This is a genomic window from Labrenzia sp. THAF191a, from assembly GCF_009363335.1.
GTDB lineage: Bacteria > Pseudomonadota > Alphaproteobacteria > Rhizobiales > Stappiaceae > Roseibium > Roseibium algicola.
The window spans coordinates 816,707-834,610 of the sequence record NZ_CP045333.1 but is presented as its reverse complement, the minus strand read 5'-3'; the positions used below and the strand labels follow the sequence as shown (position 1 = coordinate 834,610).

Annotated in this window: 17 protein-coding genes; 8 read left to right on the top strand and 9 right to left on the bottom strand. The window is 60.3% G+C overall.

The features are described 5' to 3' along the window. Positions 1-18: 18 nt before the first annotated feature. The 3 genes from FIV05_RS03885 to FIV05_RS03875 are packed head-to-tail and all read right to left on the bottom strand — an operon-like array spanning position 19 to position 3,153. Positions 19-2,115, bottom strand: a complete 2,097-nt coding sequence (locus FIV05_RS03885; protein WP_152508734.1) for a PAS domain S-box protein — start codon at positions 2,113-2,115, stop codon at positions 19-21. A gap of 14 nt (positions 2,116-2,129) precedes the next feature. Continuing rightward, on the bottom strand, positions 2,130-2,501 hold the full coding sequence (locus FIV05_RS03880) for a response regulator (protein WP_152508733.1): 372 nt from the start codon (positions 2,499-2,501) through the stop codon (positions 2,130-2,132). Next, positions 2,491-3,153, bottom strand: a complete 663-nt coding sequence (locus FIV05_RS03875) for a response regulator transcription factor (protein ID WP_152508732.1) — start codon at positions 3,151-3,153, stop codon at positions 2,491-2,493. The genes FIV05_RS03880 and FIV05_RS03875 overlap by 11 nt, the downstream gene beginning before the upstream one ends. 164 nt (positions 3,154-3,317) lie before the next feature. On the opposite strand from FIV05_RS03875, the gene FIV05_RS03870 reads away from it, so the two are divergent. The 6 genes from FIV05_RS03870 to FIV05_RS03845 all read left to right on the top strand — a co-directional run bounded on the left by FIV05_RS03870 (position 3,318) and on the right by FIV05_RS03845 (position 11,669). Beyond that, positions 3,318-4,178, top strand: a complete 861-nt coding sequence (locus FIV05_RS03870) for an alpha/beta hydrolase (RefSeq protein ID WP_152508731.1) — start codon at positions 3,318-3,320, stop codon at positions 4,176-4,178. Positions 4,179-4,406: 228 nt separating this feature from the next. Further along, entirely contained in the window at positions 4,407-4,856 is a 450-nt protein-coding gene (locus FIV05_RS03865) for a DoxX family protein (protein ID WP_152508730.1), read from the top strand. A gap of 127 nt (positions 4,857-4,983) precedes the next feature. Then, positions 4,984-6,093 (top strand): alpha/beta fold hydrolase, encoded by a 1,110-nt coding sequence (locus tag FIV05_RS03860; protein ID WP_286202261.1) that lies wholly within the window; start codon positions 4,984-4,986, stop codon positions 6,091-6,093. A 102-nt stretch (positions 6,094-6,195) separates the two neighbouring features. Continuing rightward, on the top strand, positions 6,196-7,083 hold the full coding sequence (locus FIV05_RS03855; RefSeq protein ID WP_152508729.1) for a DMT family transporter: 888 nt from the start codon (positions 6,196-6,198) through the stop codon (positions 7,081-7,083). Positions 7,084-7,391: 308 nt separating this feature from the next. Continuing rightward, the gene (locus tag FIV05_RS03850) at positions 7,392-8,486 is read left to right on the top strand and encodes an efflux RND transporter periplasmic adaptor subunit (RefSeq protein ID WP_173013762.1); all 1,095 of its coding nucleotides are present in this window, start codon (positions 7,392-7,394) and stop codon (positions 8,484-8,486) included. Positions 8,487-8,501: 15 nt separating this feature from the next. Next, positions 8,502-11,669 (top strand): efflux RND transporter permease subunit, encoded by a 3,168-nt coding sequence (locus tag FIV05_RS03845; protein ID WP_152508727.1) that lies wholly within the window; start codon positions 8,502-8,504, stop codon positions 11,667-11,669. 118 nt (positions 11,670-11,787) lie between these two features. On the opposite strand, the gene FIV05_RS03840 is transcribed toward FIV05_RS03845, so the two are convergent. The 6 genes from FIV05_RS03840 to FIV05_RS03815 form a co-directional block, all read right to left on the bottom strand. Continuing rightward, complete coding sequence (locus FIV05_RS03840; RefSeq protein ID WP_152508726.1) at positions 11,788-12,183, bottom strand: cupin domain-containing protein; 396 nt, start codon at positions 12,181-12,183, stop codon at positions 11,788-11,790. Positions 12,184-12,211: 28 nt separating this feature from the next. Further along, positions 12,212-12,850 carry an NAD(P)-binding domain-containing protein gene (locus tag FIV05_RS03835; protein WP_152508725.1) on the bottom strand — a complete coding sequence of 213 codons (639 nt, stop codon included), beginning with the start codon at positions 12,848-12,850 and terminating at the stop codon, positions 12,212-12,214. A 50-nt stretch (positions 12,851-12,900) separates the two neighbouring features. Next, a complete protein-coding gene (locus FIV05_RS03830) occupies positions 12,901-13,662 on the bottom strand; it encodes a carboxymuconolactone decarboxylase family protein (protein WP_152508724.1) in 762 nt (253 codons plus the stop codon). Between the two features lie 112 nt (positions 13,663-13,774). After that, on the bottom strand, positions 13,775-14,671 hold the full coding sequence (locus FIV05_RS03825) for a LysR family transcriptional regulator (protein ID WP_152508723.1): 897 nt from the start codon (positions 14,669-14,671) through the stop codon (positions 13,775-13,777). An 87-nt stretch (positions 14,672-14,758) separates the two neighbouring features. Beyond that, positions 14,759-15,769 carry a PQQ-dependent sugar dehydrogenase gene (locus tag FIV05_RS03820; RefSeq protein WP_152508722.1) on the bottom strand — a complete coding sequence of 337 codons (1,011 nt, stop codon included), beginning with the start codon at positions 15,767-15,769 and terminating at the stop codon, positions 14,759-14,761. Continuing rightward, the gene (locus FIV05_RS03815) at positions 15,759-16,214 is read right to left on the bottom strand and encodes a cupin domain-containing protein (RefSeq protein WP_152508721.1); all 456 of its coding nucleotides are present in this window, start codon (positions 16,212-16,214) and stop codon (positions 15,759-15,761) included. The genes FIV05_RS03820 and FIV05_RS03815 overlap by 11 nt, the downstream gene beginning before the upstream one ends. A 379-nt stretch (positions 16,215-16,593) precedes the next feature. Here FIV05_RS03815 and FIV05_RS03810 point away from each other — a divergent pair, with 379 nt between their 5' ends. After that, a complete protein-coding gene (locus FIV05_RS03810) occupies positions 16,594-16,947 on the top strand; it encodes a cyclophilin-like fold protein (RefSeq protein WP_173013761.1) in 354 nt (117 codons plus the stop codon). Between the two features lie 184 nt (positions 16,948-17,131). Then, positions 17,132-17,884, top strand: a complete 753-nt coding sequence (locus FIV05_RS03805) for an SDR family oxidoreductase (protein ID WP_152508720.1) — start codon at positions 17,132-17,134, stop codon at positions 17,882-17,884. Positions 17,885-17,904: the final 20 nt, after the last annotated feature.

Here is a 17,904-nt window from a genome sequence, read left to right as displayed (position 1 = left end):
ACGGCAGCGTCCTCCCAATCATGTTTGCACCGCTGCAGAGGCAACGGGCAGCTCCACCTGGAACCGTGCACCGCCGAGCGGTGAACCGTCCGCCAGGATCCTGCCGCCATGACCTTCCACGATATTGCGGCAGATGGACAGGCCGATGCCAAGTCCGGTCTGTTTGGTGGTGTAGAAGCTTTCGAATATTCGCTCGCGCATCTCCGCCGGAATGCCGGCACCGGTATCTTCCACGCGGATGACAACCCTGTTGTCCACCTGCGAGGTCGTGACTTCGATCAGCGGGAAGGGAATGTTCTTGCGGGCAAGTTCCTGGACGGCGTTGAGAATGAGATTGACCACCACCTGCTGGATCTGCACCCGGTCGACGAGGACATCCGGCAGGCCGTCCTTCAGCGCGGTTCGTGTATTTGTGCCGTGGGCTTGCAGCTCGTGGGAAAGAAAAACCAGAGCCTCCTCGATGATCCGATTGACTGATGCTGCAAGCTGCTGGGTCTCCCGCTTGGTGGCCATGGAGCGGATCCGGGACACGATGTCGGCCGCGCGCCTGGCATCGCAGACCATCGCCTCGTTGATGGCCATCAGTTCCTCAAGATCGGGGTCGGGCCGCTTCAGCCAGCGGCCGGCAGCTGACCCGTTTGCGGCGATTGCCGCCAGTGGTTGGTTGACCTCATGGGCGATGGAGGCTGCCAGTTCTCCGAGCACCGAAAGCCGGGAAGCATGCGCGAACTCGGCCTGAAGCTTTTGCAGGGCGGACTTTGCCTCGACTTCATCCGTGATGTCGACGAGCCCGACAAGCGTCATCTTCCTTGCCCGCAGGATCGGCGAGGCATTGACCAGGAACATCGTGTCGAACTCGCTTCCGTCGAGGCGGCAGTTCCGGGCACGGACTTCGAACGGGGTTGCCGAGGCGAAGCTGTGCTGAAGCACGGCCCGGAAGGCCTCTTCACCAGACGCTGGCCAGAAGCGGGATACTGTCTGACCTATGAGGTCCTCTGCCGTTTCCGCTCCAAGTATCTTGAGAGCGGCTGTATTGACCTCAACGATGAGGCAGCCCTCCATGGCGCGCCTGAGATCCTCCGGATGGTCGTCAAGATGAGCGCCCATGTCGGTAATGCCTCGGACATGCAAGTCGTCATAGAAGCCAAGCAAGCCCGCAGTATCGAGCTGGAACAAGGCCGTGGACATGGCCTGGAAAAGATCGCGGAAACGCAGTTCCGACTGTCTCAGTTCCTCTTCCGCCTTGACGCGGTCGGTAAGGTCAATGACACCGACCAGAACCGAGCCACGACCATGATGGCCCTCCGGCCAACACACGGTGAAGAGCGCATCGATCAGCTGCCCGTCGAGCGTCGACAGCCGGGTTTCGGTCTGCAGGTTCGGTTCACGCCGCAGGGCGGCCAGCAAGGATCGGGCATAGATGGTCCGGCTTTCCTGCGGCCAGAATGGTGAGATGTTCCGGCCGATCATGCCGTCCCGGTCCTTGCCCCCGAACAGCCGCACTGTCGCATCATTGACATCCAGGATCGTCGTGCGGGCAATGGCCTCGTCGATAAACTCGGGATGGTTTTGAAAATAGGCCGCGAAATCGGTGACGCCGGATTGTAGCAGGCCGCCGATCATCTGGCGGACTTCGGTGAAGTCCAGTTCCCAGAACGAGGCGGCCATCGCCTGGAACACGTTGGTATACTGGTGGGTGAGTGTGCGGACGGAGATTTCCGCATCACTCAACGCGGTGATGTCGCGTCCGTATTCGATGATCCACTCGGACTGCCCGTCTGCCGCAGGCACCATCGCCCAGGTCGTTTCGACGGTGAGAGTGTTGCCGGAGGCGGTGGTGCGTTCCAGATCACCGTCCCAGGCCCGGTGCGTTGCGAAAGTCTGCTGCAGGGCCTGGACGGGTTGAGGATGCCGGCTTTGCAGCAGTGTGTTCAGCTCCTGCCCGAGTACTTGAGCCGATGTCCAGCCATAGAGCGTTTCGCTCGCCCGGTTCCAGTAGGCGATACGCCAGGTTCCGTCACACAGGACGACGCTTTGCGGGGCATGGTCCAGAAGGGCGGTTGCTGCTGCGTCAGGGCGCTGCAAATCAGAAAGAGGGATAGGTCCTTCCAGCATGCGGCATCTCCCGTTCAGTCGGCAAGGGCCTGCTCGATCGTGTTGAGTAAGTCGTCGGTATCGAAGGGTTTCCGGAATACCGAGTAGGCTCCCGAGGCCTCCGCCCGGTCAAGCAGATTCTGCTCGGTCTTGGCGGTGATCATGATCACGGGGACCTGGCAATCCAGATCGTCTAGCCGGTCTTTCAACTCGATGCCGGACATGCCCGGCATGTGAATGTCCGTAATGATCAGATCGGTGTCGCCAAGCACCGCGCGGTTCAGGAAAAGATCGGCGGTGGCAAAGGTCGAAACGCGCATTCCCACTGAACGAAGCAGCGACGAAATGGCGTTGCGCAGCGATTCATCGTCATCGATGACCGCCACGCAGGCTGCCTCAAAGGTCATGACTGTCGAGCCTCGCCAATCCGGAGGCATCCACATGAGGGTCTTTCAGACCGAGGATCTGGGCCATGCGCACAAGGTCGGCCAGGGTTCTGGCTCTCATTTTTTTCATCATCGTTCCACGGTGGATCTTTACTGTGATTTCGCTGAGGTCGAGATCCGCTGCGACCTGCTTGTTGAGGCGTCCGGCGCAGACACGTGTCATCACCTGACGTTCGCGCGGGGTCAGGCTCTCGTACAGAGCCTGCAACTGGTCTTTTTCCCGATTGTCGGTCCGATTGCGGCTGTCGCGTTCGATTGCAATTGCCACCGCATCCAGAAGGTCCTGATCCCGAAAAGGCTTCGGCAAAAAGTCGACTGCACCCGCCTTCATCGCGCTGACGGACATCGGGATATCTCCGTGGCCGGTCATCATGATGGCCGGCATACGGATCCCGAGATCCTCCAGTTGGCGTTGAAAGTCGAGACCGCTCATGCCGGGCAGGCGCACATCGAGCAAAAGACACCCCGGAGTGTCGTTGTTGCCGGCCTCAAGAAAAGCCGCGACGGACACGTATGGCCTCGCCTCAAGACCAACTGACCGGAACAGCCGGACCAGGGCTTCGCGTAGCGAGGTGTCATCGTCGATGATGTGAACAATCGGATTGTCAGTCATGGCCAAGTCCTCGCATGGGCCCGCAGTCCGTTCAATCATACGCCAGTATGAGTGCAGCATCCTGGCAGATAATGGTTCCGGGACCCGTCTTGGCTCACCTTCTAGCCATCAGCCGGAAAGGCAAGCGATCCGGCCCTATTCGGCAAGGAGCAGAGGAGACGGACATGCTCGACAAGATTGCAGAAAATGATGCCCTGACGGCACCGACCCAATTCATCGAAACCGGTGGCAGAACTCTGGCTTACAGGTCTATCGGCAAAGGCAAGCCGATCCTGCTGGCAACGCGCTTTCGCGGCACTCTGGATCTCTGGGATCCGGCCTTCCTGAACGGGCTTGCCGAAAACGGCTTTCGTGTCATCACCTTCGACTATTCCGGCCTTGGCCTGTCCACTGGTACGCCCAGTTACAATCCCCTGGAGATGGCCGCAGATCCGCGTGATCTTATCCAGGCGCTGGGCCTGAAGGACGTGATCCTGCTCGGTTGGTCGATCGGCGGCATGGCGGCCCAGGTGGCGCTGACGCTTTATCCGCAGGAGATCAGCCACCTTGTGCTCTTGGGCTCGACACCTCCGGGCGATCTGGTGAAACCGGCAGAGCAGCTTTTTTACGATCTTGCCGGCAAGGACGTGAACGACTTCGAAGACGTGGTTGCCCTTTTCTTCGAACCGAAATCGGATTCAAGCCGTGCGGCCGCAAGCCGGTCCCAGGCACGCATCGAAGCGCGTGAGGGCGATACCAGCCCGGCAGTTCCGATAGATTTTGCACGGGCTCGCATTGCCGGTGGTCCGGCCAATCCGGCTTTCCCGGCGCCGCCGGTGATGGAGATGCTGAAGACGACCAGCGTGCCGATCCTGCATATCGGTGGAGATCACGACATCATCTTCCCGGTCGAGAACTGGTACGCGCTGAACGGGGTTCTGCCGACAGTCACACTGGTGACTTACCCCAGTGCAGGCCATGGGCCCCAGCATCAGCATCCTGAACTGACGGCGGACATCATCGCCAGTTTTGTCCGCAACGCCTGATGAAGGTTGAAACTTCGGCGCCGGCAGATTTCGGTTCGAAATTGCCGGCGCTGAAGCTCCCGGGGGCACAGATCTCATCCTGCCGCTCACGGCACGTCAGATTGGATTGTTCAATAATCGATTACAATGTGATCTGATTTTGATGGCTTATAATCAGATAAGTAGACGATATCTTTTAACCAGGCCCGGACGAATAAGGAAAGGTCCGGCAAAACAGGAGAACTGAAAATGGCAAATCTCGATGTATCGGCCGCACCTGAAGGCGGCTCGTCACTCACCCGCAGTCTGGACGGCGCCGTGCCGCTCGCCGCACGCCTGCTGATCGCCCCTCTGTTTCTGCTTTCCGGCATTTCCAAACTTGGTTCTGCAGAAGCTACCATCGCCTGGATCGATGCAGCAGGCCTGCCCTTCGCAACGCTCGCCTATATCGGCGCAGTTGCGGTTGAAATCGTCGGCAGTCTGGCACTGGTCGCAGGCTATCAGACCCGTCTCGTTGCCGCAGTCATGGCACTCTTTACTGTTGCAGCAGCACTGGCCTTCCACAATCAGCTCGGTGATCAGAACCAGTTCATCCACTTCTTCAAGAACATATCGATCGCCGGTGGACTGTTGCAGATCGTAGCCTATGGCGCCGGCCGCTTTAGCGTCGATGCCCGGATCGGAACTCGACTGCAGTAATCGCGTCCCTGTAAAAACTGAAAAACGCTTCACGGCCTCCGCTCATCCCGGAGGCCGTGCGCGTTTGTGCCGGGTGCAATAGGGCGTGAAATGAACCGCAATCGCGCCCAGGCAATACTGTGCCCCCATGCGAAGAGATGTCATACTCCTGTCCATGATGCGGCGTGGAGTTCCAAAACAAGACATCTTCTTTGTCACCGCCAAAGACGGCGCGCGCATTGCCTGCGCCTCGTCAGGACGTGGGCCAACCATCGTTCGAGCCGCGCACTGGCTGACCCATATCTCCCGCGATCTTGACAGTCCCGTCTGGCAACACTGGCTTGCCGAGTTGACTGGCTTCGGACGTCTCGTGCGATACGACCTTCGCGGCTGTGGTCTTTCTTCGCGAAACGTCTCCGAGATCAGCTTCGAGGCCTGGCTGTCGGACCTGGAAGCCGTGACCGAAGCAATCGACGAACCCTTTACCCTGCTTGGCATGTCTCAGGGTGCCGCGCTTTCCATCGCTTACGCGCTTCGCCATCCGGACAAGGTGGAACGACTGGTCTTGATCGGCGGTTACGCGCGCGGACTGTTGGCTCGCGACACCAGCGACAGGGCGAGACTGGAAGCGGCCACGCTGACCAACCTGATGCGGCTGGGGTGGGGCAGGGACGATACTGCTTTCAATCAGGTTTTTACCCATCTCTTCATTCCGGACGGAACGCTTGCGCAGCACAAATGGTGGCGGTCGCTTGAGCAAGACACCGCATCTGCAGACATTGCGGCCCGGACCATGGAAACGCTGCATCGTATCGACGTCCTGAACCTGGCTTCGCGACTGAAAGTGCCGACGCTGGTGCTGCACGCAAATGGCGACGCACGCGTTCCCTTTGCTCAGGGACGCGAGCTTGCCATGACCATCCCGGATGCCAAATTCGTGCCCCTGGACAGCAACAATCACGTATTGCTGGACACGGAACCTGCGTGGAACGTTCTACTTTCTTCCTTGCGGGACTTCCTCGGCACTTCCGACGACATGGCTGTATCCGACACCGATTTCGGGCTCACCACCGCGGAGGAGCAGGTGCTGACTTTGGTGGCGAAGGGGCTAAGCAATTCGGAAATTGCGGAGCTTCTGGACAAAAGTGAAAAGACCGTGAGAAATCAGGTCTCTTCGCTCTTCGACAAGGTTGGGGTGCACACCCGTTCCGAATTGATCGTGCGCGTTCTGTCGGCACAGACGGGACAAACACCCTAGGCAACACGTCACTTTATCAAGCGCAGCGGGACATCGATCTCATGTGCGCCGGTCGGTTTTGGCGTCTGATCTCCACAGATCAAGCCGAAGAGGGACCGGAAGATGAGACAAGCAATCCAAAAAGACACCACGGCGGCAATTGCCGCGCTCGTTTTTGCGACCCTGTTCTGGTCGGGAAACTTTATTGCCGGCCGTGCGATCCGCGGTGAGATCACGCCGCTGGAACTCAACACGATCCGGTGGGGGCTTTGCCTGGCGATGATGCTGCCTTTCACGTTGCGAGGCCTGGTCTCCTATCGCCGGGAGCTTGTTGCCTCATGGCGCGTGGTCGCATTGCTTGGGATCACCGGCATCGCCGCGTTTCACACGATGGTCTACCAGGCGCTCTCGCAGACAGCCGCGGTGAACTGTCTCCTGATCCTGGCGCTGGCTCCGGTCGCGACTGTTGCCGGTGGAATGATCTGGAGCGGGTTCCGGCCGACCTTGTTTCAGATCGCCGGGCTGCTTGTGTCGCTGCTGGGTGCCTCGGTTCTGGTCCTGGCTGGCGGAAACGTCGGCGTGTCCCTTCTTCAGGTTGATACCGGCAAGGTCTGGATGCTCGGCGCGATTGTGATCTGGGCCTGGTATACGCTTTTGCTTCGCCACAAGCCGTCCGCCGTGCCGCAAAGCGTGACACTGGTGGCAAGCATTCTGGTGGCGCTTTGCGTGATGGCGGCTTTCCTCCTCGTACGCGGGGTGGAACGGCCTGAGTTCACCGAAGAGTCGCTGGTGGCTGTCGCCTATATTGCGGTTTTTGCGTCGGCGATCGGGTTTCTGCTGTGGTCCTACGGCATTGGCATCATCGGCCCGGAACGCGGCGGGCAATTTGTCCACCTGATGCCGATCTTCGGCAGCATTCTGGCAGTGCTCCTGCTGGGGGAGCAGCTGACTTTTTCACTCCTCGCAGGAGCGGCATTCGTCGTCGCCGGCATCGTACTAGTCAATCGATGACAGACACGGAACTTGGCAAAGGCCAGCCTTTGCATGGTGATGTGGTACGCGGAAAGTGACCGATTTGAAGAAGCCGAAATTTGTCCTTGACCTCAACTTAGGTTGAGGTCTTAAGAAGGCGTCCGGGTCTGCGTCCACAGGCTCATCGGCGTGCCCAAACCTGCCGCCGGTACCTCGTACTCATTACCGGATACCCAATGCACGTCAGGCACTTTCCCGACTTACTCCCGCTCCTTGCGGTTCTGATAATACTCAGTGGCTGCAGCCCTTCCGAAGAAACCTCGCATGCCAGTTTCCCGCCGCCGGCCGTGAAGACGATCACGGTGGCCGGCGAGGACATGCCGCTCAAGAAAGATTATCCGGGTCGACTGGTGCCCATTCGTCTGGCTGAAGTCAGGGCGCGGGTTTCCGGCATCGTACTGGAACGGCAATTCGAACAGGGTAGCGACGTCCACAAGGGCGACGTGTTGTTCGAAATCGACCCGGCCAAATTCGCGGCCGCCGTGGCTTCCGCAAAGGCGCAGCTTTCGCGGGCGGAAGCAGCGCTCAGCCTGGCGAACCAGCGGGCAGACCGGGTGAAGCGTCTGCTCGCGCGAAATGTCGCCAGCACGGAACAGCACGATGTTGCCCTGGCGGACCGCAAGCAGGCCCAGGCGGAAGTTGCCGTTGCCAAGGCCAATCTCCAGACCGCGGACCTTGAACTCAGCTATGCCTCGGTCCGCTCGCCGATTGACGGTCATATTGGCGCTGCGCTGGTGTCCGAAGGCGCTCTGGTTCGCCAGGAGGACGGAACGCAAATGGCGATCGTGCGGGATATCAGTTCACTCTATGTGGACTTCATCGCGCCGCTCGCGGAATTGTCCAGGGTCCGCCGCGAAATCGATGCTGGCGACATGCAGCCGGTTGAAAGCAGCAATGCCATCGAGCTGATCCTTGACGACGGCAGCACCTATGAACATCCGGGCCGACTGTTGTTTTCATCCGCCGTGGTCGATGAAACCACAGGTCAGGTCCTGCTCCGCGCCGAGTTCGAAAATCCGCAGGGCAAACTGTTGCCAGGCACCTATGTCCGCGTCCGTGTGACGGAAGGCGTCGCTCACCAGGCGGTGCTCGTTCCGCAAAGGGCCGTTCAGTGGGACACGCTGGGCCAGGCGAGCGTGATGACAGTCAGGGACGGCAAGGCGGCCGCACAGCCTATCCTGACAAGTCGTTCCGTCGGCAACCGTTGGCTCGTCACCCAGGGGCTGAAATCGGGCGATCAGGTGATCGTCGACGGTCTCGATCGTGCAATGCCCGGTCAGCCCGTCTCGGCCGCTCCGGCAGAGGCGGCTGCAGAAAAGGCCGCCGAACGCGGCACGGTATCAGACTGCAGTGCCGCAGAACCGTGCGATATCCCGAGCTAGAACAGGTCCTTCCAAATGCCGCAGTATTTCATCGAACGGCCCGTTTTTGCCTGGGTCATCGCACTTGCCATTGCCCTGGCAGGTGCGATCGCAATTCCGTTCCTGCCCATCTCGCAATATCCGAACGTGGCACCAACCACGATTGCGGTGACAACCAGTTATCCCGGCGCCACACCGGAAAATCTCTATGACAGTGTCACCAAGCTCATCGAACAGGAGATGAACGGCGCGACGGGGATGCTCTATTTCGATTCCGTCAGCGATGCGCAAGGCAGCGTGACCATCAACATCACGTTCGAAGCGGGCACCGATCCGCAGGTCGCGACCGTGGATGTGCAGAACCGGATCAGCCGTGTGGAGGCGCGCCTGCCGCCTTCGGTTCGCCAGCAAGGGGTGCGGGTCGAGGAAACCAGCAGCTCCTTTCTGCTCTTTGTCGGCCTTGTCTCGACGGATGGCCGTTTGAACGCTGTCGACCTGGGCGAATTCGCAGCCAGGAATGTCATTGATGAATTGCGGCGTCTGCCTGGTGTCGGCAAGGCGCAACTGTTCGCGACAGAACGGGCGATGCGCGTCTGGATCGACACGAAAAAGCTCGTCGGCCTCAACCTGACAGCCAGGGACGTGACTGGCGCGATTGCTGGACAGAACGCCCAGGTGTCGTCCGGCAGCATTGGAGCCCAGCCGAGTGCAGCTGGCCAGGAGATTACGGCCACCGTCTCGACCACGGGTCAGTTGTCGACCACCGATGAGTTTGCGGAAATCGTACTGCGGGCCAACCCCGACGGATCTGTGGTGCGCCTCGGAGACGTGGCGCGCGTGGAATTCGGCGCGCAAAGCTATGCGATCTCCTCGAGTATCAACGGTCAGGAAGCCGCGATGATCGGCATCCAGCTGAATGCGAGTGGAAACGCGCTGGTGACCGCCGACGCTGTCAAGTCGAGGATGGCGGAACTGGCGGCAAACTTTCCCCAGGGCGTCAGTTTCGAGATCCCTTATGACACGACGCCCTTTGTTTCGATTTCCATCGAGAAGGTCATTCACACGCTGATCGAGGCGGTGGTGCTGGTCTTCGTCATCATGTTCCTGTTCCTGCAGAACCTCCGCTACACGCTGATCCCGTCGCTTGTCGTGCCGATCGCCTTGCTGGGAACATGTGCCGCGCTGCAGGTTTTCGGGTTCTCGATCAACGTGTTGACCATGTTCGCAATGGTGCTTGCGATCGGTATCCTGGTCGATGATGCGATCGTGGTTGTCGAAAACGTCGAGCGCATCATGGCCGAGGAAGGCCTTCCGCCGAAAGAGGCAACCGTCAAGGCGATGAAGCAGATCACGGGCGCCGTCATCGGCATCACGGTCGTCCTGATTGCGGTGTTTGTGCCGATGGCGTTCTTTCCCGGGGCGATCGGGATCATCTACAAGCAGTTCTCCGTGACGATCGTCATGTCGATGGTGTTTTCGGCCTTCATGGCTTTGACCCTTACGCCGGCGCTGTGCGCGACGATCCTCAAGCCTATCCCTGAAGGCCATGCCCATCAAAAGAACTGGTTCTTCCGTGGGTTCGACTGGTTGATCGGCAAGACGACGAATGGCTACGGCCGCGTCGTCGGCGGGGCGGTGAATCGCAACTACCGCATGATGGTGATCTACATGGCGATCCTGGCGGGCCTGGGTTACACCTATGTTCGCCTGCCTTCCGGCTTTCTGCCGGTGGAAGACCAGGGATACGCTATCGCCGCAACGCAATTGCCGGCCGGGTCTACCGCGCAACGGACCGCCGGTGTTCTCGATCAGGTCGATGACTTCTTCATGAACAGGTCAGGCGTCAGGAAAATCGTCTCGATCCTGGGCTTCGGGTTCAACGGCAACGGCCAGAATGCGGGGATCTCCTTCGCAACCTACGAGGACTGGTCGGAAAGAGGACCGGGGGATTCCTCCGAAGCAATCGTCGGTTCGGCCCTGGGAGCACTTGCCGGCATTCCGGAAGGCTCCGTGTTCACCCTGACGCCGCCGCCCATTGCAGCGCTTGGCAATGCCAGCGGGTTCAGTTTCCGTTTGCAGGACCGTGCCAATCACGGAAATGATGCGCTTGTGCAGGCTGCCAACGCCCTGTTGGGCATGGCCTGGCAAAGCCCGATCCTGCAATACCCTTACATCGAAGGCCTGCCGCCTGCTCCGCAGATCATGCTCGATATCGATCGCCGGCAGGCAAACGCCTACGGGGTCGCCTTCGATGAAATCAATGCGGTACTGTCCACGTCGATCGGATCGAGCTATGTCGCGGACTTTCCGAACGCTGGCCGGATGCAACGTGTCATCGTTCAGGCAGAAGCGGCCGAGCGGATGGACGTTGCGAGCCTGCTTGATCTGAACGCCCGCAACAGCCGCGGCGAGATGGTGCCGCTCTCCGCCTTCGCGAGTGCGCGCTGGGAACTGGGGCCGACGCAAGTGGTCGGGTACAACGGTCTCCAGGCGATCAAGATCAGCGGCAGTCCTGCGCCCGGCCACACAAGTGGCGAGGCGATGGCTGAAATGGAACGGCTTTTCCAGTCTTTGCCGCATGGTTTCGGCTACGAATGGACGGGCTTGTCGTACCAGGAAAAGGCTTCAGGCAACGCAGCTCCCTTCCTGCTCGGTCTGTCGCTCGTCTTCGTGTTCCTGTGCCTTGCCGCGCTTTACGAAAGCTGGTCGGTTCCAATCGCCGTCATGCTTGTCGTTCCGCTTGGCGCCGTCGGGGCCATCGTTGCGGTCACCATGCGAGACCTGCCCAACGACATCTATTTCACGGTGGGGCTGATCACGATCATCGGACTGTCTGCCAAGAACGCCATCCTGATCATCGAGTTCGCACGGGATCTCAGGAACGAGGGGCGTTCTCTGCTGGAAGCGACGGTCGAAGCGTCGAAACTGCGCTTCCGGCCGATCCTGATGACGTCTTTCGCCTTCATTCTCGGCGTGGTTCCGCTTGCTTTTGCGACAGGTGCGAGTTCGGCCAGCCAGCGAGCAATCGGTACGGGTGTTCTTGGGGGAATGATATCGGCAACGGTGCTTGCGGTGCTTCTGGTGCCGACATTCTACGTCGTCGTTTCGAAGCTCTTCGGCCGCAGGTCCAGGGCCGCCGATTCCACTCCCCGGAGTGCCGAAGATGAGGAATTGCCTGACGGGAACAGCCGGCAGTCGGCGTGAATACGTGAACGTCCTCCAACCGTTGGTGAACAGCACAGGGGACGTCAGTCGCAGGCGTCGGAAAACGGACATTCTCCGAGGCATGGCAGCCGGGCCCTTGGGCCCGGCTGGCGGTTGGTCAGCCGGTGTAGTCTTCGTCCGAGACCTTCTCCATCCAGGTGACGGGAGAGCCGCCGATACTTTCCTGAATGGCGATGTGGCTCATGGCTGTGTCGGGTGCGGCACCGTGCCAATGCTTTTCTCCGGCCGGGAACCAGACGACGTCACCCTGGGAAATCTCTTCCACGGGGCCGCCTTCGCGCTGAACCCGGCCACGGCCGAAGGTTACGATCAGCGTCTGTCCGGCCGGATGGGTGTGCCAGGCCGTGCGTGCGCCGGGTTCGAAGGTGACATGGGCACCGCCGGTCCGGCCGGGTTCTTCTGCCTGGAAAAGCGGGTCGATGCGCACAGTGCCAGTGAACCAGTCGTCTGGCCCCTTGACGGACGAAGCAGTCCCGGAACGGATGATTTTCATTTTCAACTCCCTGATGCTTGTTGCGCGGTCAGCCGCGCAGCTTTTCAAAACGGTAAGTTAAGGCAGGCCCCCCGGGTTGGCTGTAGGCCAACTCGGCGGTGACCATGGCAAAAGGCTCCGCGAAGCGGGCCGTGCGAAGCGGACCGGCTTCAAGAGGATCGAAACCGATGTCCCGGATCAGGAGACCGGCAACTTCCTTCGCACCGGCATCGTCCCCGTAAACCAGGACTTGCGGCCTCGGTGTCCGTTCCTTTTGCGAAAAAACCGGCATGAATGCCTCGGAGGGAACCGTGTTGAAACAGGAAACCCAGCGGGCCTGCGGCCGCATGGCGGCCAGCTCTTCGGCTCCGGACGACTGGATACCGACCACCAGATCCGTGTTCGTCGGATCAAGGGGCACGCAGCAGTTCAGGACCACGGCTCCGGATAGATCGCCGGCTTGCGCGAGGACGTCGTCCACCCGCGACCAGTGAACGGCCAGCAGCAGCGCGTCCGCGTTCTCGACCGCGTCCGCCACCGACCAGTGCGAGGCGCCAGCCGCCTGGGCGAGACGCTCGAGCTTCGAGCGGCTGCGGGAATAGGCGAAGGTCACATCATGGCCGCAACGCGCCCAGAGCTGTCCGAGCTTTGCGCCCATCAGACCCGACCCCAGAATGCCTATCTTCATGTCTCAGTTCCGATCTTTCGTGCGGCAACGCCGGCTCCGGCGGGAACCGGTCACTGCGCGCGTTTTTCGAACACGGCCTTGGCAACCGGCAAAGCCGAAAACACTTTCGGCCAACCGGCATAGAATGCCAGGTGAGAAAGCATGGCACCGGCTTCTTCCTGTGTCAGGCCATTGTCCATGGCGCGGTTGAGGTGGAATGTCATCTGTTCGGGCTGACCGGCTGCAATCAAGGCGGCCACCGTCACGAGGCTCCGGTCGCGGGGCGCGAGATCTGGACGCAGCCAGAGATCGCGGAACAGCAGCTCACGCGTGTTGTCCACGACACCCATGCTCACATCCGCATAGTTGCCGCGTACGAGGTTTTCACGGGCAGCTTCGGCCTCTTCGTTGAGCGGTAGCAGGTCCGGGTCGGAGGCCGAGAGGTCTTCGATGGTGATCTCCCTTTCCTCGAACACCGGCGCGGCTGCTTCGGCGGCCGCGGTGGCATTGCCCCAGCCTGTATAGAAGGCGAGGTGGGTGATGGTTTCGGAGATCTCTGCCGGGGTAACGCCTGAATCGAGAGCCAACGATACATGGCTTGCAAGATTTCCGGTCTCGTGCCGCGTCATGAGGGCGGCAAAGGTGACCAGTGCCCGGTCTCTCTTGGAAAGGCCTGCCCCGTTCCATTCCGCACCGAAGAGATCGTCCTTCGCATAGGCTTCAAGTGCCGGGGCAACGCGGCCAACGGCTGCAGGCAAGGTTCCTGCCGCGTCCTGAGCGGCTGCAGTCGTGGCCATCAACGCCAGACCAGCTGCGGTGAGAATGGATTTCATCGGGAGCTCCCTTTCGGCAAGTGGGCAATTACCCTGCTAATCTGGAGCGCAAAAAACGTATCTTAATAACCGGGTCTTTCAAGCCACTCATGACGTCACCTCATGAGTGGGCTCAACCACGATCCCGCAGGGCATCCAGGACGACCTGGAAGGCGAACGAGGGCTTTTGCCGGCTGGGGTAATAAAGGTGAAAACCGGGAAACGACGGGCTGAAGTCATAAAGACATGTGCGCAAGGTTCCGGCCGCAAGATGCTCCTGCGCCAGCCTTTCGGGGACCAGTGCCAGTCCATGACCGTCCACGGCCGCACGCATGACCGGGTTGATCGTATTGAAGCAGGCCTGTCCTTTTACCTTCACCCGGATTTCGTTGCCGTCCTTGTCTTCGAACTCCCAGGCATAGAGTGCGCCATGGGTGGAAAGCCGCAGGTTGATGCAACTATGGTCCGCGAGATCCTGAGGCGTTTCCGGCTCGCGAACCCTGTCCAGATAGTCGGGTGATCCGACACAGACCATGCGCTCGTCCGGACCGATACGCATCGAGATCATGCCCTCGCTGACCTGTTCGCCATAACGCACACCCGCGTCACATTGGGAATCGGCAAGGTCCGTGTAGCCGTAGTCCATGACGAACTCGACATTGACCAGCGGATGGGCCTTGAGAACCGGAGACAGCTTCGGCCAGAGGAGGCTTTCTATGGCGTATTCTGTGGCGACGATCCTCACTGTCCCTGTGGGCTGGTCACGTGCATCGTTGAGTGCCTGAAGCCTGGCCTCGATCTTTTCAAGGCATGGTGTCAGGGTAGCCAGAAGGTCTTCGCCTTCGATCGTGGGAGCGACGGAACGGGTCGTCCGCGTCAAAAGCCTCAGGCCCAGGCGTTGCTCCAGTCCCTTGATCGTGTGGCTCAGGGCGGACTGAGACACGTTCAACCGCGCTGCGGCCCGCGTGAAACTGCGTTCCTCCGCAACAGCCGCAAGCGCGATGAGATCATTGATATTTTCTCGGAGCATGTGGGAGGTCCCGTTCTGATCATCCAGAATCATCACTGTCTCTCCCACATATATGTGCCGGGCTCATGAGGTCCATCGATTATGCAATCAGGGATCAAGCCGGATCAGCCTGTCTTCAGAAGCCCCTTCCCGCCGGGGAGACCGGTTTGTGGTGATTGCATAGATCACCCCATCCGACACAAGCACGTCCCGGATACGTTCTCCCGCCCGGTAGGCCTCGGATACCCGGCCTTCGGTGGTCACTTCCAGAATGCCGTTCACTCTCAAGCCCGCAAGAAGCAGCCGGTCACCGTCCGAGGTCAGGCCTGAAGGCGCCCAGGTGCTCTGGCCCGAATGCGCCAGTGGTGCGAGCAGGCCGTCGCGGGTTTCATCGCCCTGGATCAGCGGCCAGCCGTAGTTGCCGCCCCGCTCAATCCGGTTCACCTCGTCATGGCCGGACTGGCCGTGCTCGGCTGCGAAGAGCTGCCCGGAGGCGTCCCAGGCAAGGCCCTGGGGATTGCGATGGCCGAGCGACCAGACCGGTGAACCCGCGAACGGATTGTCCGAGGGGTTTTCGCCGTCCGGCGTGACGCGCAATATCTTCCCGGCAAGGCTGCCGAGGTCTTGCGGACGCTCCCTGTTTTCGGTCCAACCGGTGGTGACATAGAGCATGCCGTCGGGACCGAAGGCCACGCGTCCGCCGTTGTAAAGCGGGTGGCCCGGAATGGCGTCGACCAGCACCCGGGTCTCTTTCCATCGATCCCCGAGGCGTTCGGCCTCGATGACACGGTTCATCCGGGCATCCGGGGTGCCATAGTGCTGGTAGAGCACGATGCGGCCGGTGTCCGGGAAGTCCGGACTAATGGCCAGACCAAGCAGGCCGCCGCCGCGGTCATCCAGGATCGGCTGACTGGTCTCCACGGGAAAACGCGTGAAGGAACCCTCGGCAAGAATGCCGACTGTTCCACTCTTCTCCGTCACATAGATCTTGCCGCCATGGGCTTCGATATCCCAGGGATAGTTGAGGCCGTTCAGCACGGTGTCCGCTGCAGAGACGGACACCGGCATCAGCATCGCAAACAAGACACCACAAAAGTGGACGGCAAGCTTACTGGCCATATTCTTCTTCCGTCACATGATCGCCCCAGGCAACGGCGGACCCGTCAACCGTCGCCTGAATTGCGTAATGGGAAACGGCCGTGGTGTCGGTCGCGCCGTGCCAATGCTCGACATCAGGCGGGCACCAGACCACATCACCGGCCTGCATGATCTGCTTTTCCTGGCCGCGCTCCTGCACCCAGCCGGTCCCCGATGTCACGACCAGCATCTGGCCCGCAGGATGCGTGTGCCAGGCGGAGCGGGCTCCGGGCAGAAACGTGACGTGACCGGCGCTGACATCGTTCATGACAGGCGGGAAAACAGGGGCGACATAGGCTGTACCGGTAAAATAGTCACCGCTTCCCAATTGGCCCGCCAGGGTTTCGGAGCGGGTTATTTCCATGGATTGTGCAAATGCAGCCGGAGCCGCAAGAACGAGTGCGAGCGTTGCAAGAGTGCGTTTCATCTCAGGTCGTCTCCATCAGTCGTGAGGCGGCCTTTCGGCCTTCCTCAAGAACGTAGGCAAGACGCACGCGTGGATAATGGTGGCTCTGTCGGAAGCAGTCATGAGGATCACTCATGAACCCGGTGGAGCTGTCCGTCTGTCCACGAGCTCCACTCCTGCCGGTGTTATCCGGCCGCTGATTAATGAGTGCTGCTCATGAGAGGCAGTACCTGGAAGGGGCTTAATCCCTGTCGGTCTGACGCCTAGATTGGGAGCAACCGATCGGAGGAACCCCGCAATGCCCGCTTTCAGGTCAAGAATGCTCTCGTTGGCACTGACGCTGTTTTGCGCCGGGGCGGGGGCATCCGGAAACGCAACCGAATCATCGAACGAGGCTCGCATGATCCGCATCAAGGTGATCGTAGAAGACGTGGTGCTTCCGGCCACGCTCGACGATACGCGCGCAGGCAGGGACTTCGCGGCCCTGTTGCCGCTCGACCTGACCCTGACCGACTATCACGGGACAGAAAAGGTCGCGGACCTGCCACGCAAGCTCGATATCTCCGAAGCCCCGGCAAGCTACACGCCCAAAAAGGGTGACATCACGCACTATGCGCCCTGGGGAAACATCGCGATCTTCTACAAGCCGTTTCAGAATTCCCGGGGCCTCGTGAGGCTCGGTGCATTCGACGGGTCGATCGATGCCCTTCTGGGTGATCGACCGCTTTCGGTCCGCATCGAAGCGGCCGACTGACACGACGCAAAATCGGGAAACTCTGGAACGGGCTGTCCACCTGTCGGGATTGCCCGACTGCAGGTGTCTTCATTTTCGACACCTTCGAAAACGCTTTCGCTTCGGCAGAACAATCTGGCTGGACCCGGTGAACCGGGCCAGTCCTCTGCCTGAACAAGAACACTCAGAACCCAAGGAGACTATCATGTCCGACAACATCAATGGAAAAGTCGTCATCATTACCGGAGCCTCCTCCGGCATCGGCGAAGCAACCGCGAAGCTGCTGGCCAGCAAGGGGGCGAAGGTCGTGCTGGGTGCACGGCGCACCGACAAGCTCGAAACCATCGCGAACGAGATCAAGGCTGCTGGCGGCGAAGCCGTCTATCAGGCGCTGGACGTCACCGTACCGGCTGAAAACGAGGCTATCGTCAAACTGGCGAAGGACACTTACGGAAAACTCGACGTCATTTTCCTGAATGCGGGGCTCATGCCGTCCTCGCCGATTTCCGCACTCAAGACGAACGAGTGGGAGCAGATGGTCGACGTCAACGTCAAGGGCGTGCTGAACGGTGTAGCAGCCGTCATGCCGACCTTTGCCGAACAGAAGTCCGGCCATGTCATCGCGACCTCTTCCGTTGCAGGTCTGAAGGCTTATCCCGGCGGTGCGGTCTATTGCGGCACCAAGTGGTTCGTGCGCTCGTTCATGGAAGTCCTGCGGATGGAATCTGCCATGGAAGGCACCAACATCCGTACGGCAACCATCTACCCGGCGGCAATCAACACCGAACTTCTGAACACGATCAGCGACAAGGGCAGTTCCGAAGCGTTCCAGGCCCTTTACGACCAGTACGGTATCTCCGCCGACCGGATCGCGGCGGTCGTCGAGTTTGCAGTGTCGCTGCCGGAGGACACGACGGTCAACGAATTCACCGTCGGTCCGGCCAATCAGCCCTGGTAAGACCCGGTGGAATGGGCGGT